Here is a 23,083-nt window from a genome sequence, read left to right on the forward strand (position 1 = left end):
CGATTTAATGTGTCAGGCGAAACCTTTGGCCGATCAGCTCAGGCCGCCTTGTCCAGTTCAAAGGCATCATGCAGCGCCTGAACGGCAAGTTCCATGTATTTCCGATCCACAAGTACGGAAATTTTGATCTCGGAGGTTGTAATGACCTTGATGTTGATCCCCTCATCCGAGAGCACCTTGAACATCTTGGCCGCAACACCCGATTGCGAGCGCATCCCGATTCCCACAACCGAGACTTTGCAGACATCGGTGTCTGCCACCAGCTCTGCATAGTTCAACTCGCCCTTTTCCTTGATCGCCAGCAGCGCTTTTTCGGCACGGGCCACCTGATCGGTGGGGCAAGAGAACGTCATGTCCGTGCGGCCCTCGTCCGAAATGTTCTGGACGATCATATCGACATTCACGCCCTCTTCGCTGAGGGCCGAGAAGATGGTCGTGGCGATGCCCGGCCGGTCGGCCACGGAAACAACAGTCATCTTGGCTTCGTCGCGGGAATAGGCCACACCGGCCACAACATTGGATTCCATGATATCCTCCTCGTCGCAGACCAGCGTGCCGGCCTCATCGGATTGTTCTTCAAAGCTTGACAGAACGCGCAGTTTCACCTTGTACCGCATCGCCAGTTCAACCGAGCGGGTCTGCAGCACCTTGGCACCAAGCGACGCCAGTTCAAGCATTTCCTCAAATGAGATGCGGTCCAGCTTGCGTGCTTTTTCACAGATGCGCGGGTCGGTGGTATAGACGCCATCAACGTCTGTGTAGATGTCACAGCGCTCAGCACCGAAGGCTGCCGCAAAGGCAACGGCTGTGGTGTCCGACCCACCCCTGCCCAGCGTGGTAATCCGGCCTTCCGGGCTGATGCCCTGGAACCCGGCAACCACGGCCACGCGCATACCTTCGCCGAATTTCTGGTTCAGGTTCTCGGTCGGGATTTCCTCGATCCGCGCCTGACTGTGCGCACTGGTGGTCAGCAGCGGCACCTGCCAGCCCTGCCAGCTGCGCGCAGGGATGTCCATTTCCTGCAAGGTCAGGGCCATCAGGCCGGCGGTCACGTTCTCACCTGAGGACACGACGGCATCGTATTCGCGCGCATCGAACAGAGGTGATGTCTCGTTCACCCAGCCCACAAGCTCGTTGGTTTTGCCCGACATGGCCGAGACGATGACGATCACGTCATAGCCCTTGGCAACTTCAACGCCGATACGCTTGGCAGCGCGGCGGATACGGTCCAGATTGGCGACTGATGTGCCGCCGAATTTCATTACGAGTACGGGCATGGGGGCAAAAGTCTCCGCGCCTTGGATTATAAGTTCCGTGCCTCATAAGCGAGGGGCACCGCAAGGGCAAGGGCGCAAAGGGGTCACCCCTGCGGCGCAGGGCCGCTTTACATTGCACCGGCACGGTGTCAGCCTATGAAGAACAACCAATTCAAGAGGTTCTTCATGTTTCGCCTAGCCCTTGCCTTTGCCTTACTTTCATCGCCTGCACTGGCCCAGGTCGCGAGTGTCGCCGGGACGGACGGCAAGAACGCGCTGGGTAAAATTCCCTGCGCCGCAAATGCCGGTGATCCCATGCAAAGCTGCAACGCCGAGCTGCGCCGCCATGACGACGGCAGCATAACCGTAGCGGTGGCCCTGGGTGGCGGACATGTGCGTAATATCTACTTCAAGGATGGTGTGCCGGACTCCAGCAACTCGACCTCGAAAATCTCACATGAAACGCGCGGCGATTTGATGGTGGTCTACATTGAACCCGGTGAGGTCTTTGAAATCCCCAAAGCCGCTTTGACCTCTCAATAAGCGTGCGGTTGACCGTCATAGGTTTCAAAACACCCCGTGGTGCCTAGCGACAAGACATCAAATCGTTCAATCAGGCCGGATACGGCCTGATCCACATCGATATCAGCCGCAGCACCGCCCATATCTGTCTGAACCCAGCCCGGGTGATAGATACCAACGGCAACCCCGTCATCTTTGAGATCCATTGCCAGATTCCGCCCAAGGTTCAAAACCGCCGCTTTGGACGCGCGGTATATATAACTGCCACCCGGCGCGAGGGTGTGCGACGCCATTTTCGACGAAAGGATCGCGACCTTGCCCCCCGCCGCGCGCAGGTTGGGCAACAGGGCCTGTATCGTCAGAAAGACACCCGTGACATTTACCGCAAAGCTTTGCGCCCACATGTCAGCCGGATAATCATTGATCGAGTGCCCTTTGTCCAAATACACTCCGGCGTTGCAGATCAGCAGGTCGATAGGCTGACCTTTCAACTGTTCCGCCATGGCCGATTGTTGCACGGGATCGGACACATCAAGACGAACCTGCATGCCGCCGTCGCGCGCCGTTCCGGTGACTTTCTCCCCCCGACTGACGTAACGCTGTGCCAGCGCTTGCCCGATGCCGCGATTGGCGCCGGTAATCACGATGTGCATGATCAATTAGTCTTTCTGCTGGGGACAAACGGCAGCGGGGCCACCGGCACGCCATCTTCGATCAGCGATTTCGCCTCATCCAGCTTGGCTTCTCCGTAAATGGCGCGGTCCGGAGCTTCGCCAAGGTGGATCTTGCGCGCCTCTCTGGCGAAGTCTTTCCCCACATAATCCGAGTTCTCTTCGACATGGCGGCGCATCTCGGCCAAAACCTTCTCGTTCTCAGGCGATGGGGTGGCCACGTCGATCTTTTCTTCTGTGGCAGGCCGGATTTCGTTTTTTTTCAGAGCTTTCCGCGCTGGGCGGACGCGAGGCGTCATGATCGCCTTCTCGACCTGCGTGCACCCGCAAACCGCGCAGGTGACCATATCCACAGAGGCCAGCTTGTCATAGGCTTCGGCGGATTGGAACCAACTGTCGAAAGTGTGGCCTTCGCTGCATTTCAACGCGTATTGAATCATGTTCAGTCCAAAAAATCGATTGGCAAATAGATACCGATCAAGGTGACAATATCAAGCCTACCAGATGCTACTTTAATGTGTGTACGGCTTAAAGTCGCGCAACAATTCAGCAAGTTCACGGGAATCAACCTTTTGCGCCGCTTTTTTCGGCGAAAACCATTTGCGCTTGCGCTCGCTCTTTTCCGGGTAGTCTGGCGACAAAACCCGCACATGCACTGAAAAAACATCCACAAGACACAAGGTTGGAGACCGGTTCGAATGGTGCTTGAGATGCAGGAACTGCCCCAATCGCGTTCCGTTGCACCCGCCAGACACGCCCGCCTCTTCCCACGCCTCTTGCAAGGCGGTTTCCTGTGGGCTCAGGCCGGAGATAAGCCACCCTTTGGGAACGATCCATCGCCGTGACTTGCGTGTCGTGACCAACAGGACCTTGGGACGACCGCGCTTGATCCGGAAACACAAAGCCGAAGATTGCCGCAAAACAGGCTGCTTTGCAGCTTTGGGAAAGTCATGAAGCAGCAATCGTGCTTTCATTGAGCGACGCACCCTTTTGGTCAAACGTCAGCCAACCGAAAAATCTTACGCTTACCTATCTAGCGGCTGACATCTGCAAACATACCACATGATGTGTCGTTCGCCAAGGCAGTCAGGTCGACCAAGGGATCGCCTACATTCTGGCAGAGAGCCGCCGCACCAGAGCGTCATGGGGAATATCAGCGTCAATTGCCAGCCGGCGCAAACCGAAATGCACGCGCGCGATCTGTTGGTAATAGCGCGTGTAGACGTAGTTCGTACCACCACCGGCCAATGCGCCCAGCACAGGAACGGACTGGGCTGCCAGTTTTTGCCCCAGCACAATCGAAAAGCGCGGCGCAACGGCGGCAATAAGACGTTGCATGGCCGGCCCGGTCAGGGTCAGTCGAACCGAGAAAAAACCCAGATCTGCCCCATCATCATGCGACAATGGTCCTGCCGCCGACAATACGCGAACACAATCGAACTTTACGTTTTCAGCAGAAGGATCGAACCCCTCGCGTGCCGCAGCCCCCTGAATGGCGCGCAGAAGCATCGCGGTTGTTGCAGGCAGTTCCATCAGGGCTGTGGAAACACCGCCCAGCCCCCCGGCCGCACCCATGGCCGTGGTGACGGCAGTATTCACCCAAGGCTGCTGATCGGGAACAGCGCGCCGTGACCCCTGAGCCGCATGCATCGCCAGCCATAACGCCTGCTCGGTTGCGCCGGTCAGGCCATTTCGCACAGGTTCCGGCAACTGTTCCAGCAATGACTCGGCCGAGCCGCCCAGTTTGTTCAACAACTTGACACCAACGCCTCCGGCAGATCGGTAGTGATCCGCCAAACGATCCAGTTCGGCCTCGGTATCCACGTTTTCGACTAGAACTACGTTCTGCATTCCCGCCCTCCTGTCTATAAACATCGGCGTTACGCAGCATGGTTTCAATAGGTCACAGGCTCCAACGTGTCACTGCCCCCTCAATGCCGGACCAGGCACCGGGCAACAATTCCAGCCCCAAAACCCGGTCAGGATTTGTGGGCGGAGGCATCTCGACCCCTTGTAATCGGGTGAACCCGAACCGACTGTAATAGGGCTCATCCCCTACCAGCATGACCCGTTGCCACCCGCGGGTCCGCCCCGCTTCGACCCCTTCATGTATCAGGAATCCGCCCAGTCCCTCACCTTGGTGGGTGGGATGCACGGCAACCGGCCCCAACAGCAGTGCGTCGTGATCGCCGACATGAACCGGCCAGAACCGGATCGCACCGGCCAGAATCCCCTGACCGTCACGCGCGACCAGAGACAGGTCCGCAACCGGCGGCACGTCATCGCGCAACCGGTACGACGACAAGGCCTCACGACCCGGTGCAAAACACAGGTCATAAAGGGCTTCGACCTCCCACCAGTCGTCCGGCTCTTCTGGCCTGATCCCGAATTGCTGCACCCTGCCCTCTTTTACTTGCTGGAAATCGCCCTAGCACTTCGCTACGCCTTGGGCAAACGCTTGGAGTTCAGATGTTCTATCGCCCCGAAGACGGCCACGGCCTTCCGCACAACCCGTTCAATGCCATTATCACGCCGCGCCCGATTGGCTGGATCTCGACCCGGGATGCGGATGGGATCAACAATCTGGCACCCTATTCCTTCTTCAACGGCGTTGCCTATACGCCCCCGCAGGTCATGTTTGCCTCGACCGGCACCAAACAGGATCAAAGCGTGGGCAAGGACAGCATCGCCAATATCGAGGCCACGGGTGTGTTTTGCGTGAATGTCGTGGCCCATGCGCACCGGGACGCGATGAATGCAAGTTCCGCCGGATTGCCGAAAGAAGTTGATGAGTTTTTACATGCCGGGCTTTCACCCATCGAATGCGAGACCATCCCCTGCGCACGGATTGAAGGGGTACCAGCCGCCCTGGAATGCAAGCTGACCCAAATCGTCACCCTACCCGGTGAAGCCAACCGGGTGGTGTTTGGGGAAGTGACAGGTGTACACCTGCACGACGATCATATTCGGGATGGCATGTTCGACGTGACCTCGTTCCAACCTTTGGCGCGGCTTGGGTATCGCGATTACTCTGTCGTTTCCGAGTTGTTCAGCCTTTCTAGACCGGATGACTGATGCCCCTGCCTGACGCTTCGCGCCGATATCCTGTCACTCTGCCTGACGGCACGGAACACAAAGGAACGGCCTTTCTGTCACGAGTGATCGACCACCCCAGAATTCAGGTGGGAGATTACACTTACGCATCAGATTTTGACGAACCCGAGGATTGGGCCAATCGGCTGGCCCCTTATCTGTTCGAGTTTTCGCGCGAAAAGCTGATTTTGGGGAAGTTTTGCCAAATTGCCCACGGCGTCCGCTTTGTGACAACCTCGGCAAATCATGCGATGGATGGGATAACCTGCTTTCCCTTTCCAGTTTTCGATCCGGAACAGATGTTGGAATTCCAGCCGGACTTCCGGGACACCGTGATAGGCAATGATGTCTGGATCGGCTATGGCGCGTTGATCCTGCCCGGAGCCAATATCGGTGACGGAGCGATAATCGGCGCGGGTTCAGTCGTGCGTGGAACCATCCCGCCTTATGCGATCGTCTCTGGCAATCCTGCCGAGGCACGGCGATACCGGTTTGACGCCGACACAATCGAGCGGCTGCTTTCTTTGAAGTGGTGGGACTGGCCAGTCGAACTGATCGCCGAAGCCGAAAGCGCTCTGCTGACGGGAGATATCGATAAGCTGGAGCGCTTGGACCCTTGAAAAAGGCGGCCTGATTGGCCGCCTTTCGAAGTCAGTGCCCGCCCAGAATACCGGTGCGGACAGAGTAATCTACCGCCAACTCGTAGTCCGGGTCATCATCACTGTCGACCATAAGGTGTCCGGCTTTGTTCAGCAGTTTGTGACAATCGCGGCTCAGGTGGCGAAGCATGACTCGTTTGCCTGCTGCCTCGTATTTTCCTGCGATATTCTCGATGGCTTGCAGGGCGGACTGATCCACCACGCGGCTTTCGGCAAAATCGATGATAACGGTTTCAGGATCGTTCTGTACTTCGAACAGTTCGATAAAGCCCTCAGAGGACCCAAAGAACAGTGGTCCCTGAATTTCATACACTTTCGCGCCTTGTTCGGTCTCGGATTCACGGGTGACCGCATGAATGCGCTTGGCATTGTTCCATGCATAGGCCAGGGCCGAGACAATGACGCCAACCACGACAGCAACGGCCAAGTCCTCCATCACCGTTACGACGGTGACCAGAACGATGACGAAGGCATCGGTCATTGGCACTTTGCGCAGGATCTTGAATGAGTTCCACGCAAAGGTGCCGATCACCACCATGAACATCACACCGACCAGCGCGGCCAGCGGAATTTGCTCGATCAGGGGTGATGCGAAAAGGATGAAGGTCAGCAGGAATAGCGCTGCCGCGATACCGGCTATACGTGTACGCCCGCCGGATTTCACGTTGATCATCGACTGGCCAATCATCGCGCAACCGCCCATGCCGCCGAAAAACCCGGTCACGATATTCGACGCGCCCTGCGCGATACATTCCTGAGATGCCCCACCGCGCTTGCCTGTGATCTCACCCACAAGGTTCAGAGTCAGCAGGGATTCGATCAGGCCAATGGCGGCCAGAATGACCGCATAAGGCAGAATGATCTCAAAGGTTTCCCAGTTCAAAGGAACCATTGGAACATGGAACGCAGGCAGACCGCCTTCGATCGATGCCAGATCGCCGACGCGCGGCACATCAAGGCCAAACCCGATCACGATTGCCGCGACAACCAGAATACCGGCCAGAGGCGCTGGGATGATGCGCGTGATACGCGGCATGATCCAGATCACCGCCATGGTCAGCCCGACAAGACCCAGCATGGTGTAAAGCTGTATCCCGGACAACCATTCGCCGCCGCTCAATCCATGACCGGTGTTTTCCATGGTTCCGGGCACTTTGAACTGTCCCATCTGGGCCAGAAAGATCACGATGGCCAGACCGTTCACAAAGCCCAGCATGACCGGATGCGGCACCAAACGAATGAAACGCCCCCAGTGCATGGCCCCGGCAATGACCTGAAGGATTCCCATAAGAACAACGGTCGCGAACAGGTATTCGACCCCATGTTCGGCCACCAGTGCCACCATGACAACCGCAAGCGCGCCGGTCGCACCCGAGATCATGCCAGGTCGCCCACCGATCAGTGCCGTAATCAGACCCACCAAAAACGCCGCGTAGAGACCGACCAACGGGTGCACGCCCGCCACAAAGGCAAAGGCCACCGCCTCGGGCACCAGTGCAAGGGCAACCGTCAGACCGGACAGCAGCTCAATCCGCAGGCGTGAGAAGGTCAGTCCCTCATCTGGCACCCAGCGCAGATCGGGAATAGCGAGGCGATTGGCAAAGCTTGCCAGCAAGGCTCGGGGCATCAGACAGTCCTATGGGGTTATATGTTCGCGCGAAGGCGTTGTTGTAGCTGGCGCGCTGGCATTGAGCTACTGCACTACGCGGGATGCAGCCATGCGCATAATGCATATCTTGGGCTCGCGGCAAGTTGATTTGCGGGACCACGAAGAAGCCACCACATGTCAGATCATGCGTTGGATCATCCTCTTTCTCTTCTCAGCCCTTCCCGCCCTCGCGCAGGATTTGAATGGCAATGACACGGCAGGAAACTGGCGGGTGACGCATCACGAGATTTTCGGCATCTGGAATTCGATCTGTGACGAGCGCGAAGAAAACGGTGCGTTGCGGCAGCGGTGCTACATCCGGCGGGCAGAAGTGTTTTCCCTTCGGCCAAAATTCGCGGCACAGTTCGTTTTCGTTACGCCGGAACCGGAAGGTTTCAAAGTTGAATTCGGGATAGAGCCGGGTACTTTCTTCACCCCATCCGGATTTCGCATCGACCAAGGCGAAGAAACCATATGGCGCACCCGGCGCCCCGGATGCTTGACCGGGCTTGGCTGTACCTTCGAAGATCAACGCGCCAAGGACGTGCTGGACGCCATGCTGACCGGAGATGCGTTCCGCTTCGTGTTCCGAGACCGACACGGGCAGTCACAGGATCTGACCTGGTCTCTGGGCGCGTTTGGCATAGCCTGGGCCGATTTCACCAGGCAATCACGACAGCGCAACCTGTTGGCGGTACAGGAATAGGCCTCTTGTCAAATCCGGGCTGAACCCGCACAAATTCAACATCAGGTATTCAGGCGGAGCAGGACAGTGACCCAAACCAGGATAGCAGTCATCGGCGGATCAGGCATCTATGACATCGATGGGCTGGAGAACCCGGAGTGGGTAGAGGTTGAGACCCCATGGGGAACGCCGTCAGACCAGATCCTGACCGGATCGCTGGACGGTATCGAAATGGCCTTTCTGCCGCGTCATGGGCGCGGCCATGTGCACTCGCCGACAGATGTACCCTATCGCGCCAATATCGACGCGCTGAAACGATTGGGCGTGACGGATGTGATCTCGGTTTCGGCCTGCGGATCGTTCCGCGAACATATGGCACCGGGTGACTTCGTGATTGTCGATCAGTTCATCGATCGCACTTTTGCGCGGGAAAAGAGCTTCTTCGGAACTGGGTGCGTTGCCCATGTCAGCGTTGCCCATCCTACCTGCCCACGCCTGTCGGACGCATGCGAGACAACGGGTAAGGCCGCCGGCATCACAATCCACCGGGGCGGCACCTATCTGGCGATGGAGGGCCCTCAGTTTTCCAGCCTTGCAGAATCCAGGATGTATCGCGAGCAATGGGGCTGTGACGTGATCGGAATGACCAACATGCCCGAGGCGAAACTCGCCCGAGAGGCCGAGCTGTGTTATGCGTCGATCGCGATGGTCACCGACTATGACAGCTGGCACCCTGACCATGGCGAGGTGGACGTGTCCACGATCATCGCCACCCTGACCGGCAATGCCGAAAAAGGCCGCGCACTGGTCAAGGGATTGCCCGCCCTACTGGGCTCCGAGCGCGCACCCTGCCCGCATGGCTGCGACCGAGCGCTGGAGTATGCGATCCTTACGGCCCCCGATAGTCGCGATGCGGCGCTGCTGGCCAAGCTGGACGCTGTGGCCGGGCGAATTCTGTAAGACCGACTTGAGATAATCGGCCAGGGTCTCAATGACCTCAATGGATGCGAACGATGCCCCAGTCGCCCTTTGAGCGAGCTAGCCAGCCGACTTTCAGCACGGATTGAAGCGAGACAGGTTTTGGACATGCATCTTCGCAACCATCAAATACTACCGAAGTCTGAGACATTTGAACCATAACCTGTTTTTCGTCGGAAACCGGATCAAAGAAGATGGTTTCTACAAGAAAAACAGAGTAGTTGGGGTTCGCAGCGGTTTCCTCAACAAGAGACCTGCAGGTGCTTCTGAATGACATACCCTCGTGGGCACTCCAGAACCTTTTTTGGAATTCCCACTTGGCGCTCTCATCCGAGAACTTCATGGATTTTACGATTTTGTCACCGACGTAGTCGGTTACGGCATCCATGGCACCGTTCCAGCCGATTGCCACAAGGCTAAGGCTGGTGAAGGAAACATCTTCCGGGCCAGATTCGTTCCCCCCAACAAACAAATTACAGATCTTTGTGGGTCTAAATTTTCCGGTCGAATGATCCAAGGCATAAGCCGCACCAAGCACAGGCGCATGTAGTGAACCCTTCGGAACTACAAGTTTCTGGTATTGTAAATCCAGTTCATTCGCATTCAAAACAAGCGTTTTACCAGCGCCCATGATTGCCAGTGCGCCAGCAACAATGACAGCGTTGCGTAAACTGATAACAGACATCCCAAGCTCTCCGAACTAGTTTTGAGGTTTAGGGCAGCATAGCGACCCGCCGCAGTTGAAATACCCGTCCGGGCAGGCAGCGGTGGCAGTCGGCATCAGCAATACGCTCAACAAAAAAATTGAAACGACAAGTTTCATGACGAACCTCCTTATTAAATGACAATAAAAAAACGGCGTAATTATAGCACAAATTGAATATTCTGTCCCGAAACCCCCATAACACGAATAAGCGATTGACTAAATTTGTGATTCACGGGAAATGGGAGCTGGCTTACAGAACAATCTCCCGGCTCAAGCAGCTTGATCCCCGGGACTGATTCTCTCGTTCTCGGGCGATCTGATCAGGAATTTGACGATGCAACTCGATCTCTGGCTGGCCTTTGTTGCCGCATCCACCGCCCTGCTGCTTATTCCGGGGCCTACCGTTCTGTTGGTACTGAGTTACGCCTTATCCAAAGGGCGCAGTGTCGCCGTTGCCTCGGCCACGGGGGTTGCAGTGGGCGATCTTGTGGCCATGACCGCATCCTTGTTGGGACTGGGCGTGCTTGTTCTGGCTTCGGCCACGCTGTTTTCTGTTCTCAAATGGGTGGGCGCGGCCTATCTGGTCTGGCTTGGTGTCAAACTGTTGCGCAGCGCACCAGCCGGTGGATTGAGCACGGTCGACACCGGGCGGGATGTCACCGCACGCAGCGTGTTCGGCCACGCAGCCGCCGTCACTGCCCTGAACCCGAAATCCATCGCCTTCTTCATTGCCTTTGTGCCGCAGTTCATACGCCCTGCTGAACCGCTTGGACCTCAGTTCGTCATCCTGATTGCCACATTCGTCGGGCTGGCCTGGTTGAACGCGTTGGCCTACGCCCTTTTGGCAGACAGGTTGCGGCGGCTGATCGGGCGCGCCAGCGTCATTACGACAATGACACGGTTTGGCGGTTTGACCTTGATCGGGATGGGTATGGCCACGGCGGTCCTGCGCCGACCGGCCTGACACCGCATCAGTCTTCGGCGTGTTCTTTCATGAATCCACGTATAAATCTGCGGATTTCGCGCGCGGCCGACGTGTCCAGTTCTTTGCAAAGCTCGACAAACGAGTCACGTTCGTCCCTGTCGAGGCGTAAGACCAACTGACTGTTTTTCTTGGTCGATCCTTTGCCATCATTCCCGGCCACGCGCATTTTCCTAATGAAGCTTTGCTGCTATAGGCGATACTTTGTGTATACATAGCATAGTTGTTGTAGTTATCAGGCACATAACAATAATGATTGGAAATTGGCAATGAAGCTTCATGCCGTACAGGCAGTTTTTTCGCCGGATCAACGCAATTGAATCAAACCGCACCCGGAGCCAAGGCCCATCGGATTGCACCCCAAACAGATTGCTCACTGTACCCCCGGAAATCCGGGCGCTGGGGATATTTGGTCGAGCCGGCAGCAACAATATTAATGGGTCAGGCACCTATCGTGGTTACGGCCCAGGTTACGCCGGTTGTTTTTAGCCTGCTCAAAGTTGCAACCTCACATTGACGCCAATCCTGCCAAGGAATTGTTCCTTGCATGGTCAATCCTCTTGGGCCAAACACAATATTGCTGTTTGACACTAAAAGGTTGGTCCATGTCCAGAAACAAATCTGTCAAAGATTATATCCGAACCATCGTCGATTTTCCTCACGAAGGGATCATGTTTCGCGATGTGACAACCCTGTTTGCCGACCCCCGCGGGTTTCGGATGGCGATTGACCAGATGCTGCACCCCTATGCAGGTGAGCGGATCGACAAAGTGGTCGGGCTTGAAGCACGAGGCTTTATTCTGGGCGGTGCGATCGCACATCAGTTGAGCGTCGGTTTTGTCCCGATCCGCAAGAAAGGCAAACTGCCCGGCACAACAATCAGCCAGGATTACAAGTTGGAATACGGAGAGGCGATCGTAGAGATCCATGACGATGCCATCCAACCCGGTGAAAAAATTCTGGTGGTCGACGATCTGCTGGCCACGGGCGGAACCGCAGCGGCAGGTATCAAGCTGATCGAACGGCTTGGGGGCGAAATCGTCTCGTGCGCCTTCATCATAGACCTGCCCGAGCTTGGCGGCTGTAAAGTGCTGGAGGAGATGGGCATGGACGTGCATGTCCTGTGCGAATTCGAAGGACTCTGACCAGGAGTTTTTCACAAAAACGTGACTGGAAACTGAAAACCGGGCAGGCTTAGCGCGGTTTTTGCGCCGTTCAAGGCGCAAAACGGGTCAATACAAGTGATCTTGTGGTCAGGTTGCCCCGTACCCTGGGTGATGCTGCTTGAAGCATTTCAACTTAGGGAGTTTAGCTCATGTTCCGCAAATTCGCCGCCGCCGGTGTCGCCTCGATCCTGTTTAGCACTGCTGCATTCGCCGATGGTCACGGCAAGGACATTGTTGACACAGCCGTCGCCGCTGGCAGCTTTGAAACACTCGTCGCGGCAGTTCAGGCCGCCGAACTGGTGGACACACTTAAAGGCGAAGGCCCGTTCACCGTGTTTGCCCCCACCGATGACGCGTTCGCGGCTTTGCCCGAAGGCACCGTCGAAAACTTGCTGAAGCCCGAAAACAAGGATCAGCTGGTAGCCATTCTGACCTACCATGTCGTGCCGGGCAAAGTGATGTCAGGTGATCTGAGCGATGACATGACGGCTGCAACCGTACAAGGCGGCGATATCACAATCGATCTGGATTCGGGTGTGATGGTGAATGACGCCAACGTGGTTCAGGCCGACATCGAAACCAAGAACGGCGTGATCCATGTGATCGACAAGGTGATCCTGCCTGCCTCGTAAGAAACAACCGGGCACGGTCCGACGCTCGGGCCGTGTTCACCCTTTCAGAACCGCGCCAGGGTTCATGATGCCCTGCGGATCCAATGCCGTTTTGATGGCCCGCATCGCGCCCAGCTTGGCCGGATCGCCATAGCGTTCCAGATCGCCGGTCTTGAGGCGCCCCACCCCATGTTCAGCACTGACCGATCCGTCAAAGGCGTCAACCAGATCATGTACGGCCCGCTTGATCGCGCCTCTTTGGCCCTCAAAATCCGATCGGTTCTGCCCTTTGGGCGGGAACACATTGTAATGCAGATTGCCGTCACCAAGATGGCCAAAGCAATTGATCCGGAAAGGCCCTAGACCCGCAATCAATTCTCTGCCTTCGCAAATGAAGTCGGGAATTCTGGAAATCGGGATGGAAATATCATGGCTCGACACCGACCCGATCAGACGATTGGCTTCGGGGATGCGTTCGCGCACCGCCCACAAATCGGCCCGCTGCGCTTCACTTTGGGCGATTACTCCGTCCTGAACCTGACCGAGTTCTTCAGCGCGAACGAAGAGTTCCTCCAGCGCGTCAAATGGTGACTGCCTGTCAGCCAGACCCAGCTCAATCAATACGCTCCACTCTGGCGGCGAGCGGAACGGTTGACGGACATCCGGCAGAACCTCGGCCAGAAAATCAAGCCCTTGCCGGTGGATCAACTCAAACGTGCTGACCGCCTCACCCACCTTGTCCCGGGCCAAAGCCAGCAGGTCGATCGCCGCTTCGGGAGAAGCCACCTGAAACACCGCTGTCCCAACGGCGGCCGGGCGGGGGAATAGCTTGAGCGATGCGGCAGTAATGATCCCCAGCGTCCCCTCGGCCCCGATCAGCAGATTGCGCAGGTCATAGCCGGTATTGTCCTTTCGCAGCCGGCTGAGGCCGTGCCAGATCTCGCCACTGGGCAACACCGCCTCAAGCCCCAGGCACAGGTCGCGCGCGTTGCCATACCGCAAAACGTTGACGCCCCCTGCATTGGTCGACAGGTTGCCCCCGATCCGGCAGGATCCCTGTGCCGCCAACGACAGAGGAAACAACCGGTTTAACGCCTCGGCTGCGGCCTGAACGTCTTGAAGAATGGCTCCGGCTTCGGCGACCAGAATGTTCTCGGTCGGGAAGACAGACCGGATGGCGGTCATCCGTTCCAACGAGATCAGCAATGGCGCCGGACCCTCTGACATCACTTGCCCGCCAACCAGACCGGTGCCGCCGCCATAAGGAACGATCGGGACCCTCGCTTGCGCAGCCAACTCTACCAGCACCGCCACCTCTTCGGTGTTGCGGGGCAAGGCCAGCAGACCGATCTGTCCGGCAAACCGCCCGCGCGGTTCTTCCAGGTACCGTTCTTCCACGGGGCGCATCACCCTATCGCCCAGTTTCGAACGGATCAATGCAGCAAAACGGTCATCAGCGGGGTTCAAATTCATACGCCTTCAATGCCCAAGCGATGCGGTTGCCGCAAGCCTTATTCAAGATCAATCAGATAGCGCGGCTCAAGCACCACAACCGTGGGGCGGTCCGGAAGGTCCCGCAGCGAGACGGTAATTTCCGACACCCCGTCGCGCTCAACCGGAAATGTATCCCTGATATCCACCAGGAAGCGATCCAGCGAGAACTGCGAGAACCAGTGCATCGGAATGATGACTGAACTTTTCAGCCGTTTCAGAACCGCAATCATCTCGGGCAGAGGCATGGTGGTCCCGCCATCAACAGCAGCCATGACCACATCCAACCGGCCCAGCGCAGCGAACTGTTCATCCGACGGCACGTGATGCAAATGCCCCAGATGACCTATGCACAACCCCTCAACCTCGAACACAAAAATCGAATTGCCGCGTTCTTCGACTCCACCATAAACAGACCGGATGTCGGTTGAGACATTGCGTACCAGCATCTCGTCCAGATCCAGATGATGCTCGATACCTTTCCCGAACTCTCCCCACCCCGGAAGAACATGCGGAATGGCCGGATCGGGATGTGCCGTCCAATGCGTGCCGTGGGCATGGTTCATCGTCACTACGTCTGGGATCAAATCTGCGCTGCCGATAAACCCGGTAAAGTCAGTCACCGCATTCAGCCCGCCGCGGGTCTGGATCATGAAAGAGGCATGCGCGATATAGCTAATCCGCACCGAGAACACTGGCACAGGATCCTGCCACGCTGCCTTGTGCAGATACTCAAGTCCGGGTGCCGCATCAGCAATGGCAATACAGTGGCTTGGCCGACGCTCCTGCGCAACGGCCCCGCCCGAAAACACCATAAATGCCGCAATCAACCAGCGCATAGTCCGAAGTGTAGCGCAGAACGCCCACAAGTCATGCCCCTTGTTCATCTGGCCCCAAATATCCCGGGGGAGGCGCGGCTTGCCGCGACGGGGCAGCGCCCCCATCCTATCCCGCGTCGGTTTTTCCGCGCCGGTCAGACCGCAGGCTGGCATACAGAACATGCGTCCGCCACCGGCCGTTGATTTGCAAATACGACTGCGCCACGCCCTCGTACTTGAAGGCTGAGCTTTCCAGCAATCCGCGCGACGCCCGGTTTTCCGGCAGGCAAGCGGCTTCAATCCGGCTCAGGTCCAATCGGGTAAAGGCATGGTGAACCATCGCGCCAATTGCTTCACGCATATACCCCTGTCGGGCAAAGGCCTGACCGGTCCAGTACCCCAATGTGCCCGCCTGCGCGGGACCGCGCCGAATGTTGTCCAGCGTGATGGCCCCAACCAACACGTCATCCTCGCGGCGAAACAAAAAAAGCGGAATGGCCGTCCCGGCCGCTACCGAACGTTGTGCCCAGTACACACGGTTGGTGAAGGACTTGCGGCTCAGGTGATCCTTGGCCCAGATCGGCTCCCATGGTGTCAGATAGTCTTTCGAGGCCCGCCGCAACGCGGCCCAATCGTTGAAGTCGGAATGTACAGGCGGGCGCAAGCTGAGCCGCGCGGTCTCGAGTTTCAGCTTGCGTCTGCCCAACAGCATCACGCCGCCCGCCTCTCCTGCAATTCAGCCAGTGTCGGCGCGGCTGACACCGGACCGTACAGCGCCAGCGCCGCCGGTGCTTGCAGGGCCATTGTCTCAGCGACGGCGCGCACATCCTCGATTCCTACGGCGTCGATCCTGCCAACGGTATCTTCCAATGGAGGCACCCGCCCCCAGATCTGCACAAGCCGCGCCAATCGTTCGGCCCGGTTCGACGGGCTTTCAAGCCCCATCAGCATCCCGGCCTTCATCTGCGCCCGGGCACGTGCCACTTCCTCGGCACTCATATCGTCGGCGGCGCGCTTCATCTCGTCGATGGTTATCGTGGCCAGTTCTGCAACCTGATCGGCAGAAGTACCTGCATAGATCGTGGTCGTCCCTGTGTCTGCATAAGCACCGGTTTGAGCAAATATCGTATAGCACAACCCGCGGGTCTCGCGCACTTCCTGGAACAAGCGCGAAGACATGCCCCCACCGAGAGCCGTCGAGTATACCTGTGCGGTATAGATCGCATCGTCACGATAGCCCGGGCTTTCCAGTGCAAGTGCGAAATGGGCCTGCTCCAGCTCTTTCTCCTGCCGTGCCTCACCACCGGTAAAGCGCGCAAGCTCGGCGATAAGCCCGGTTCGTGGTTGCAGATGACCAAACATCTCTTCGGCTATTTTCATAAGCTGATCGTGATCCACCGCGCCTGCCGCGGACAGGATCATCTGATCGGGACCATAATGCTCGGCTACGAAGCCAGAGAGGTCTTCTCGTGAAAACGCACTGACCCGCTCGGTCGGGCCGAGAATGGTGCGGCCCAAGGGTTGGTCGTGATAGCTCTGCTCCTGCAACCAGTCAAAGATCACATCGTCGGGCGTGTCATAGGCCTGACCAATTTCCTGCAGGATCACACCACGCTCGACCTCGATCTCGCGCGGGTCAAACACCGGGTTCAGAACGATGTCGCCGATCACGTCCATTGCCAGCGCCACGTCGTCCTTCAGGACACGCGCGTAATAGGCCGTGACCTCGCGCGAGGTATAGGCGTTGATGTAACCGCCCACATCCTCGATCGCTTCGGCGATTTGCAGCGCCGATCGCCGCTCGGTTCCCTTGAACGCCATGTGCTCAAGGAAATGCGCGATGCCGTTCTGTTCGATCCGCTCATGCCGCCCACCGGCGGTCACCCAGATGCCGATGGCCGCAGATTGCAGCCCCGGCATGTGTTCACTGACGATACGAAAGCCGTTCTTCAGTTGGTCTTGTCTGACAGTCACTCGGCGATGTGCCCTTTAATATGATCCTCGATGGCGCCCAGATCGTTGGCGATGCGGGTCACCCGTTCCGGACGTTCATACAGATCAGACATGCGGGATGGAAGAGGCGGATGCACGTCGCTTGCCTTCTCGACTGCGGCTGGGAACTTGGCGGGGTGCGCAGTGGCCAAGGTGATCATCGGGATGCCGGTGGCACGGTGGTCTTCACCGACCTTGATCCCGACCGCAGTGTGCGGGCAGACCAGTTCCGCGCTATCGGCAAGTGTATGCTTGATCGTCGCCAGCGTTTCGTCCTCGGACACCCGGCCCGAGTTGAAATTCTCGCGCAGCGCCTCCATCGCGCCCTGACTGACGTTGAAGCCGCCGAACTTGAGCTCATCCATCAACTGCGCCACGGCTCCACCGTCCTCGCCATAAGCGTAATACAACGCGCGCTCGAAATTCGAGCTGACCTGAATGTCCATCGACGGGCTAATCGAGGGGATCGTGTCGCCCTTGAAATACCCCTCGCCCGACAGACACCGATGCAGAATATCGTTCTGGTTGGTCGCCACAATCAGACGGTCGATGGGCAGCCCCATGCGCTTGGCCAGATAGCCCGCGAAGATGTCGCCGAAATTGCCGGTGGGCACAGTGAAGCTGACCTTGCGGTGCGGCGCACCGAGGCTGACGGCGGATGAGAAGTAATAAACGATCTGCGCCAGCACCCGCGCGAAGTTGATCGAGTTCACACCGGCCAATTTGACACCGTCGCGGAAGTCGAAATCGTTGAACATGTCCTTCAGCGCGGCCTGACAATCGTCGAAGTCGCCGTCCACGGCAAGAGCATGAACATTGCTGTCCGCAGGCGTCGTCATCTGGCGACGCTGCACCTCGGACACGCGGCCATGCGGGAACAGGATGAACACATCCACAGAATCCAGCCCCCGGAATGCCTCGATCGCGGCCGAGCCGGTGTCACCGCTGGTCGCACCGACGATGGTCACGCGGTCCGCGCGCCGTTTCAGTGCCACCTGAAACAGCTGGCCGATCAACTGCATCGCAAAGTCCTTGAACGCCAGCGTGGGCCCATGGAACAGTTCCAGCAGAAAATGGTTCTCGTTCAATTGCTTCAACGGCGCGCGAGCATCGTGGCCGAAGCCTTCATAGGCGCGGGCGATGATCTGCTTGAACTCATCCTCGGCAAAGGACCCGCTGACATAAGGCCACATCACGCGGAATGCGATTTCTTCATAGGGCAGACCAGCAAGCGCCGCGATCTCGTCATGGCTCATCACGGGGATCTCGGCGGGCAGATACAAACCACCATCGCGGGCCAATCCGGTCAGCATCGCCTCTTCAAAGGTCAGTTCTGGCGCTTGGCCACGGGTCGAGATGTATTTCATTGCTCTTCTCTCTCAGAAGGGGCGCGATTGCGCCACAGGAAATAACCGGTCATCACAGCCCAGACCAGAGCCAAGCCAAACCAGGTGATTGCATATTGCAGGTGATCGTTTGGAATTCCCGCCGTATCTATCGGCAAAGGCGTCACGTTCGGGTCGGTCTCAGACCGCGCGATCAGCAGCACCGGTTCGGTCCCCAGGGCGGCGGCCAGATTTGGCACGTCGCGGGCAAACCAGATATTTTCATCGATATCGGGTTCAGGCGTGTAACTGTCGACCTCATTCGGCCAGTGCAGGTTGCCGGTGATCTCCATCGGGCCTGTCAGACGCGGCGCCTGCTTGGCCGTTGTCGGTACAAAACCCCGATCCACCAGAATAGTTCGGTCCTCGGTGCTGAACGACTGGATGATCCGATACCCTGCCCCGACCTGTTTGACCGAAACAAGAACATGGATTTCGCCCGGTTCCATCTCACCCGCAACCGTTACCGGACGGTATTTGTCAGTGTCCTCTGAAACCTGCCGAGGCAAGGCGATGGGTGCGGCTGAGATTCGGCTTTCGATCTCGGCCAGCACCTCCTGCTTCCAGGCCAGACGCTGAAGTTGCCAGATGCCCAGCGACAGCAGCGCGCCCAAACCGGCAAGGCCGAAGATCAGCAGGAACAGAATGCGGCGCATGTCAGGGTCAAACCTCGTTTCAGGAACCGGCGTCTTGTTAAGGGGCGTGTGGGCCAAATTGCAACCACGCAATTGTATGGGGCGCAATCTTGCGCCCGGAATAGAGAAAAAGCCGCCCCAAGGGGCGGCTTTTGCAATTGAGCCAGCTGACCGGCTTACATCAGCGGGGCCTGTCCCCAGATGTAGACCGCGAAAAACAGGAACAGCCAGACAACGTCAACGAAGTGCCAGTACCAGGCCGCCGCCTCGAACCCGACATGCTTTTCAGGTGTGAAGTCGCCCTTGAGGGCCCGGATCAGGCAGACCGACAGGAAGATGGTTCCGATAACGACGTGGAAACCATGGAAGCCGGTCGCCATGAAGAAATTCGAATAGAACTGATCATCGCCAAACTTCCAGCCTTCATGGGCCAGCAGCTCATAATACTCGAACGCCTGCAACCCGGTAAAGGCGATGCCCAGAACGATACCGATGGCCAGACCGTTGATCAGCGCCTTGCGGTCATTGTCATGCACCAGCGCGTGGTGCGCCCAGGTGATTGCACAGCCTGACAGCAACAGGACCAGAGTGTTGATCAGAGGCAGGTGGAACGGGTCAACCGCGTGGATGTCCGGCTGGATGTATTCGGTGCCGGCATAGTCGTACATCGGGTACATGCGATGTTTGAAGAACGACCAGAACCAGGCAAAGAAGAACATCACCTCGGACATGACGAACAGGATGAAACCGTAACGCAGACCGATGCGAACGACAGGAGTGTGATCCCCCTGGCGGCTCTCGACAACAACTTCGGACCACCATGCGAACATGGTGTAGAGAACTGCGACCAGACCGGCCCAGAACATCCACGGCGTCACGCCGTGCATCCAAAGGACTGCTCCGAACAACATCACAAAGCCGCCGACAGCTCCGATCAGAGGCCAGATCGACGGGGCCAGAATGTGATAATCATGGTTTTTAGCGTGTGCCATCAGCGTCCCTCACCTACAGGCGTTAGTTCGTGTTTGTTTCTGCCTGCGCTTCAAGGGCGGCATAGCCCTCTGGCAGGTCAATTTCGTAGAATGTATACGACAGCGTGATCGTATGAACATACTTTGCTTCAAGATCTTCGACCATTTCAGGATCGACAAAAAAGGTTACCGGCATCTCTACACGTTCGCCGGGTTGCAGTACCTGCTCTTCAAAGCAGAAGCAGGCAATCTTTTGAAAGTACCCGCCTGCCGAATAGGGCGCCACATTGTATGAGGCCTGCCCCGCAATCGGACGATCCGTTGGATTATAGGCCTCATAGAAGGCCAGCCCGGTCTCGCCGATGCGCACTTCCATCTCGCGGACGACGGGCTTGAATTCCCAAGCCATGTCTTTGGCCTTGGATGCGTCAAACCGTATGGTGACAGTGCGGTCCAGAATTTCTTCGGGGGCGGCTTCGGCAACACCCGTGGTGCCGCCAAATCCGGTAACGCGGCAGAACCAGTCGTAGAACGGTACCGATGCCCAGGCCAGACTGCCCATCAGGACAACCACACCCACGGTTTGGGCAACAGTTTTCTGAGGACCAGACAGCGCCATCAGTTCTGAACCTCTTGCGTGGCCATGTTGAAATCAGTACCCGACACCTTCACGATGGTCAGGCCAAAGATGATCACGATAAAGGCAGCCAGCGTCAGTCCAACGCCCAGATTGCGGCTGAACCGTCGCTGATGCAGTTCATGGCTTTTGCGCAGGCTCATGACCATCCTCCCAAACCATAGGGCTTCAGCAAGGCTTCGGCCAGAATAGCGCCGAAATGCAGGAAGAGGTAGAGCAGCGAAAGTTTGAAAAAGCTGCGTTCGACCTTGAAGTTGTCGGCCTCCGAGTCATCCTCGGTCCGACGCGAAATTTGCCAGGCGCCGCGCAGGAACAACGCGTTCAACACCAGAGCCACGGTCAGGTAGATGGGACCGCCGATGCCAGAAAACGCCGTTCCTACCGCCAGAATCGCCAGCAAGCCCGTATAGACCAGAATATGTACACGCGTCGCATGGCGGCCGTGTGTCACGGTCAGCATGGGCACGCCCGCATCGTCATAGTCCGAGCGCATGAACAGGGCCAGTGCCCAGAAATGCGGCGGCGTCCACATGAAAGTCAGGGCAAACATCAGCCACGGCTCAACCGCCATGGATCCGGTCGCAGCCACCCAGCCGATCACCGGAGGGAAAGCGCCAGCCGCACCACCGATTACGATGTTCTGCGGCGTCGAGCGCTTCAGCCACATCGTGTAGACAGCGACATAGAAAAAGATTGTGAAGCCCAGGAACGCTCCCGCGAACCAGTTGGTCGCAAGGCCCAGCATGATCACCGACAGGCCCGACAGGGTCAGGCCAATGGCCATCGCCTCACCCTCTTCCACCTTGCCGGAGGGGATCGGGCGACCTTTGGTGCGTTTCATGACCTTGTCGATATCCGCATCCCACCACATGTTCAGCGCACCGGATGCGCCGCCACCTATGGCGATGAACAGAATGGCGCAGAATCCGACAAAGGGATGGACCGGAACCGGGGCCGCCAGCAGACCGACCAGCGCCGTGAACACGACCAGAGACATCACGCGCGGCTTGAGCAGGGCGAAGTAATCGCCAAAGCTGGCCTCGTCCGCGTGGGCGGTCGCTGTGCTGGCATTGATGCTTGCGTCGGTCATCTCGGGTCCTTTTGGGGCGAAAGCTGTGCGGTCAGCCCGCACAGCCTGCATTTCGTGTCAGGCAGGTTTAACCCGCCCTCAGCGTGCTCAGTTCGAAGCAACCTGATAGTTTTGCGGCAGACCAGCATATTCTTCGATCGCGCCTTGCAGCCACTGGTCATAAGCTTCCTGGCTGACGACTTTGACGGTGATCGGCATATAAGCGTGGTCTTTGCCGCAGAGTTCCGAGCACTGACCAAAGTAGATGCCTTCTTTCTCGGCCTCGAACCACAGTTCTGCCAGACGTCCGGGCACGCCATCCTGCTTCACGCCGAAGGACGGGATGGTCCAGGAGTGGATCACGTCAGACGCGGTAACCTGCATCACGACAACCTTGCCAACCGGAACGACCACGGCGGTATCGGTGGCCAACAGCCATTCGTCATCGCTGTAACCAGCATCTGCCAGCTTCGCGCGCATAGCGTCATCCAGAACAAACGGGGTCACGTCCGCGTCAGCGGGGCGCGCGCCCTCATCCAGAGTGGCGGGATGACCCAGCAGGTAGCTGTCGAACGCGAAATCGTGATCGACATATTCATAGGTCCAGTACCACTGGTTGCCGACGACTTTGATGGTGACATCGCCTTCAGGGATTTCCTGCTGTTTGAACAGAACCGGCAGCGAAAACGCACCGATGAAGACCAGAATCAGGATGGGGCCAAGGGTCCACGCAATCTCAACCGGGGTGTAGTGCGAAAACCGTGCCGGCTTGGGGTTAACACGTTCGTTGTAGCGCACGATGCAGTAAACCAGCAGACCGGCTACCAACAGGCAGATTGCGGTGATAATCACCAGAATCATGCCGTCCAGACGCTGAATTCCTGTGGCAAGGCTGGTGGCCGCGGGTTGAAAACCCATACCGCCGTCAACCGGCTTGCCAATAATCTCAAGCTCCTGAGCCATGGCTGGAAGGCTGGAGAGGGCTGTCATAAACCCTGAAAGCATCAAAGCATTCTTCATGTTCTGTCCTGATCGTTTGATCTTTGCGTCCCTGGCGAAAAGGTGTGAATCGGTCGCACCTCTCCCGTTGTCTTTGGCCGCGTTAAAA

At 57.6% G+C, this 23,083-nt stretch carries 28 protein-coding genes; 8 read left to right on the forward strand and 20 right to left on the reverse strand.

What is annotated here, in order from left to right; translation table 11 throughout:
- Positions 1–38: 38 nt before the first annotated feature.
- Entirely contained in the window at positions 39–1,277 is a 1,239-nt protein-coding gene (locus D1823_RS09480) for an aspartate kinase (RefSeq protein ID WP_117869686.1), read from the reverse strand.
- Between the two features lie 165 nt (positions 1,278–1,442).
- On the opposite strand from D1823_RS09480, the gene D1823_RS09485 reads away from it, so the two are divergent.
- Positions 1,443–1,799, forward strand: a complete 357-nt coding sequence (locus D1823_RS09485; protein WP_117872815.1) for a hypothetical protein — start codon at positions 1,443–1,445, stop codon at positions 1,797–1,799.
- On the opposite strand, the gene D1823_RS09490 is transcribed toward D1823_RS09485, so the two are convergent.
- The 5 genes from D1823_RS09490 to D1823_RS09510 all read right to left on the reverse strand — a co-directional run bounded on the left by D1823_RS09490 (position 1,793) and on the right by D1823_RS09510 (position 4,847).
- Entirely contained in the window at positions 1,793–2,431 is a 639-nt protein-coding gene (locus D1823_RS09490; RefSeq protein WP_117869687.1) for an SDR family oxidoreductase, read from the reverse strand. The two genes, D1823_RS09485 and D1823_RS09490, sit on opposite strands and share 7 nt — an antisense overlap.
- Before the next feature lie 2 nt (positions 2,432–2,433).
- On the reverse strand, positions 2,434–2,889 hold the full coding sequence (locus tag D1823_RS09495; protein WP_117869688.1) for a DUF1178 family protein: 456 nt from the start codon (positions 2,887–2,889) through the stop codon (positions 2,434–2,436).
- Between the two features lie 72 nt (positions 2,890–2,961).
- Positions 2,962–3,423 (reverse strand): NUDIX hydrolase, encoded by a 462-nt coding sequence (locus D1823_RS09500; protein ID WP_117869689.1) that lies wholly within the window; start codon positions 3,421–3,423, stop codon positions 2,962–2,964.
- A 133-nt stretch (positions 3,424–3,556) separates the two neighbouring features.
- Entirely contained in the window at positions 3,557–4,300 is a 744-nt protein-coding gene (locus tag D1823_RS09505; protein ID WP_117869690.1) for an EcsC family protein, read from the reverse strand.
- Positions 4,301–4,352: 52 nt separating this feature from the next.
- Entirely contained in the window at positions 4,353–4,847 is a 495-nt protein-coding gene (locus D1823_RS09510; protein WP_117869691.1) for a GNAT family N-acetyltransferase, read from the reverse strand.
- Between the two features lie 71 nt (positions 4,848–4,918).
- Here D1823_RS09510 and D1823_RS09515 point away from each other — a divergent pair, with 71 nt between their 5' ends.
- Complete coding sequence (locus D1823_RS09515; RefSeq protein ID WP_117869692.1) at positions 4,919–5,524, forward strand: flavin reductase family protein; 606 nt, start codon at positions 4,919–4,921, stop codon at positions 5,522–5,524.
- Positions 5,524–6,162 (forward strand): CatB-related O-acetyltransferase, encoded by a 639-nt coding sequence (locus tag D1823_RS09520; protein WP_117869693.1) that lies wholly within the window; start codon positions 5,524–5,526, stop codon positions 6,160–6,162. The genes D1823_RS09515 and D1823_RS09520 overlap by 1 nt, the downstream gene beginning before the upstream one ends.
- Positions 6,163–6,193: 31 nt before the next feature.
- Here D1823_RS09520 and D1823_RS09525 read toward each other — a convergent pair whose 3' ends face one another.
- Positions 6,194–7,828, reverse strand: a complete 1,635-nt coding sequence (locus tag D1823_RS09525) for a SulP family inorganic anion transporter (protein WP_117869694.1) — start codon at positions 7,826–7,828, stop codon at positions 6,194–6,196.
- Positions 7,829–7,919: 91 nt separating this feature from the next.
- Here D1823_RS09525 and D1823_RS09530 point away from each other — a divergent pair, with 91 nt between their 5' ends.
- Complete coding sequence (locus D1823_RS09530; RefSeq protein WP_254683700.1) at positions 7,920–8,555, forward strand: hypothetical protein; 636 nt, start codon at positions 7,920–7,922, stop codon at positions 8,553–8,555.
- Positions 8,556–8,621: 66 nt separating this feature from the next.
- Positions 8,622–9,494, forward strand: a complete 873-nt coding sequence (locus D1823_RS09535; protein WP_117869695.1) for an S-methyl-5'-thioadenosine phosphorylase — start codon at positions 8,622–8,624, stop codon at positions 9,492–9,494.
- A gap of 37 nt (positions 9,495–9,531) precedes the next feature.
- Here the strand turns inward: D1823_RS09535 and D1823_RS09540 are convergent, their stop codons facing one another.
- Positions 9,532–10,197 (reverse strand): hypothetical protein, encoded by a 666-nt coding sequence (locus D1823_RS09540; RefSeq protein WP_117869696.1) that lies wholly within the window; start codon positions 10,195–10,197, stop codon positions 9,532–9,534.
- Positions 10,198–10,552: 355 nt separating this feature from the next.
- Here D1823_RS09540 and D1823_RS09545 point away from each other — a divergent pair, with 355 nt between their 5' ends.
- Entirely contained in the window at positions 10,553–11,182 is a 630-nt protein-coding gene (locus tag D1823_RS09545; RefSeq protein WP_117869697.1) for a LysE family translocator, read from the forward strand.
- Positions 11,183–11,189: 7 nt separating this feature from the next.
- Here the strand turns inward: D1823_RS09545 and D1823_RS09550 are convergent, their stop codons facing one another.
- Positions 11,190–11,363, reverse strand: a complete 174-nt coding sequence (locus tag D1823_RS09550) for a hypothetical protein (RefSeq protein ID WP_205511808.1) — start codon at positions 11,361–11,363, stop codon at positions 11,190–11,192.
- A 442-nt stretch (positions 11,364–11,805) separates the two neighbouring features.
- On the opposite strand from D1823_RS09550, the gene D1823_RS09555 reads away from it, so the two are divergent.
- Together D1823_RS09555 and D1823_RS09560 are read left to right on the forward strand one after the other, a co-directional pair.
- A complete protein-coding gene (locus tag D1823_RS09555; RefSeq protein ID WP_117869699.1) occupies positions 11,806–12,345 on the forward strand; it encodes an adenine phosphoribosyltransferase in 540 nt (179 codons plus the stop codon).
- 170 nt (positions 12,346–12,515) lie between these two features.
- A complete protein-coding gene (locus tag D1823_RS09560) occupies positions 12,516–12,998 on the forward strand; it encodes a fasciclin domain-containing protein (protein WP_117869700.1) in 483 nt (160 codons plus the stop codon).
- A 36-nt stretch (positions 12,999–13,034) separates the two neighbouring features.
- Here the strand turns inward: D1823_RS09560 and D1823_RS09565 are convergent, their stop codons facing one another.
- From D1823_RS09565 to coxB, 11 genes are all read right to left on the reverse strand, one after another.
- Positions 13,035–14,450, reverse strand: a complete 1,416-nt coding sequence (locus D1823_RS09565; RefSeq protein WP_117869701.1) for an FAD-binding oxidoreductase — start codon at positions 14,448–14,450, stop codon at positions 13,035–13,037.
- Between the two features lie 38 nt (positions 14,451–14,488).
- Entirely contained in the window at positions 14,489–15,307 is an 819-nt protein-coding gene (locus D1823_RS09570) for an MBL fold metallo-hydrolase (protein WP_117872817.1), read from the reverse strand.
- Positions 15,308–15,413: 106 nt separating this feature from the next.
- Positions 15,414–15,998: a GNAT family N-acetyltransferase gene (locus D1823_RS09575; protein ID WP_117869702.1), complete on the reverse strand. Its 585-nt coding sequence runs from the start codon at positions 15,996–15,998 to the stop codon at positions 15,414–15,416.
- Complete coding sequence (locus tag D1823_RS09580) at positions 15,998–17,260, reverse strand: pitrilysin family protein (RefSeq protein ID WP_117869703.1); 1,263 nt, start codon at positions 17,258–17,260, stop codon at positions 15,998–16,000. Before D1823_RS09580 ends, D1823_RS09575 begins: the two co-directional genes overlap by 1 nt.
- Positions 17,257–18,645 carry a threonine synthase gene (gene thrC / locus D1823_RS09585; protein WP_117869704.1) on the reverse strand — a complete coding sequence of 463 codons (1,389 nt, stop codon included), beginning with the start codon at positions 18,643–18,645 and terminating at the stop codon, positions 17,257–17,259. Before thrC ends, D1823_RS09580 begins: the two co-directional genes overlap by 4 nt.
- Positions 18,642–19,319: an SURF1 family protein gene (locus tag D1823_RS09590; RefSeq protein WP_117869705.1), complete on the reverse strand. Its 678-nt coding sequence runs from the start codon at positions 19,317–19,319 to the stop codon at positions 18,642–18,644. Before D1823_RS09590 ends, thrC begins: the two co-directional genes overlap by 4 nt.
- Before the next feature lie 155 nt (positions 19,320–19,474).
- Complete coding sequence (locus D1823_RS09595) at positions 19,475–20,290, reverse strand: cytochrome c oxidase subunit 3 (RefSeq protein WP_117869706.1); 816 nt, start codon at positions 20,288–20,290, stop codon at positions 19,475–19,477.
- 22 nt (positions 20,291–20,312) lie between these two features.
- Positions 20,313–20,888, reverse strand: a complete 576-nt coding sequence (locus D1823_RS09600; RefSeq protein ID WP_117869707.1) for a cytochrome c oxidase assembly protein — start codon at positions 20,886–20,888, stop codon at positions 20,313–20,315.
- A complete protein-coding gene (locus D1823_RS21895) occupies positions 20,888–21,049 on the reverse strand; it encodes a hypothetical protein (RefSeq protein WP_162896804.1) in 162 nt (53 codons plus the stop codon). Before D1823_RS21895 ends, D1823_RS09600 begins: the two co-directional genes overlap by 1 nt.
- A complete protein-coding gene (cyoE, locus tag D1823_RS09605; RefSeq protein ID WP_117872818.1) occupies positions 21,046–21,996 on the reverse strand; it encodes a heme o synthase in 951 nt (316 codons plus the stop codon). Before cyoE ends, D1823_RS21895 begins: the two co-directional genes overlap by 4 nt.
- Positions 21,997–22,083: 87 nt before the next feature.
- Positions 22,084–22,995, reverse strand: coding sequence for a cytochrome c oxidase subunit II (gene coxB, locus D1823_RS09610; protein WP_117872819.1), 912 nt, complete (start codon positions 22,993–22,995; stop codon positions 22,084–22,086).
- Positions 22,996–23,083 lie beyond the last annotated feature (88 nt).

It is taken from the genome of Ruegeria sp. AD91A, from assembly GCF_003443535.1.
Taxonomy (GTDB): domain Bacteria; phylum Pseudomonadota; class Alphaproteobacteria; order Rhodobacterales; family Rhodobacteraceae; genus Ruegeria.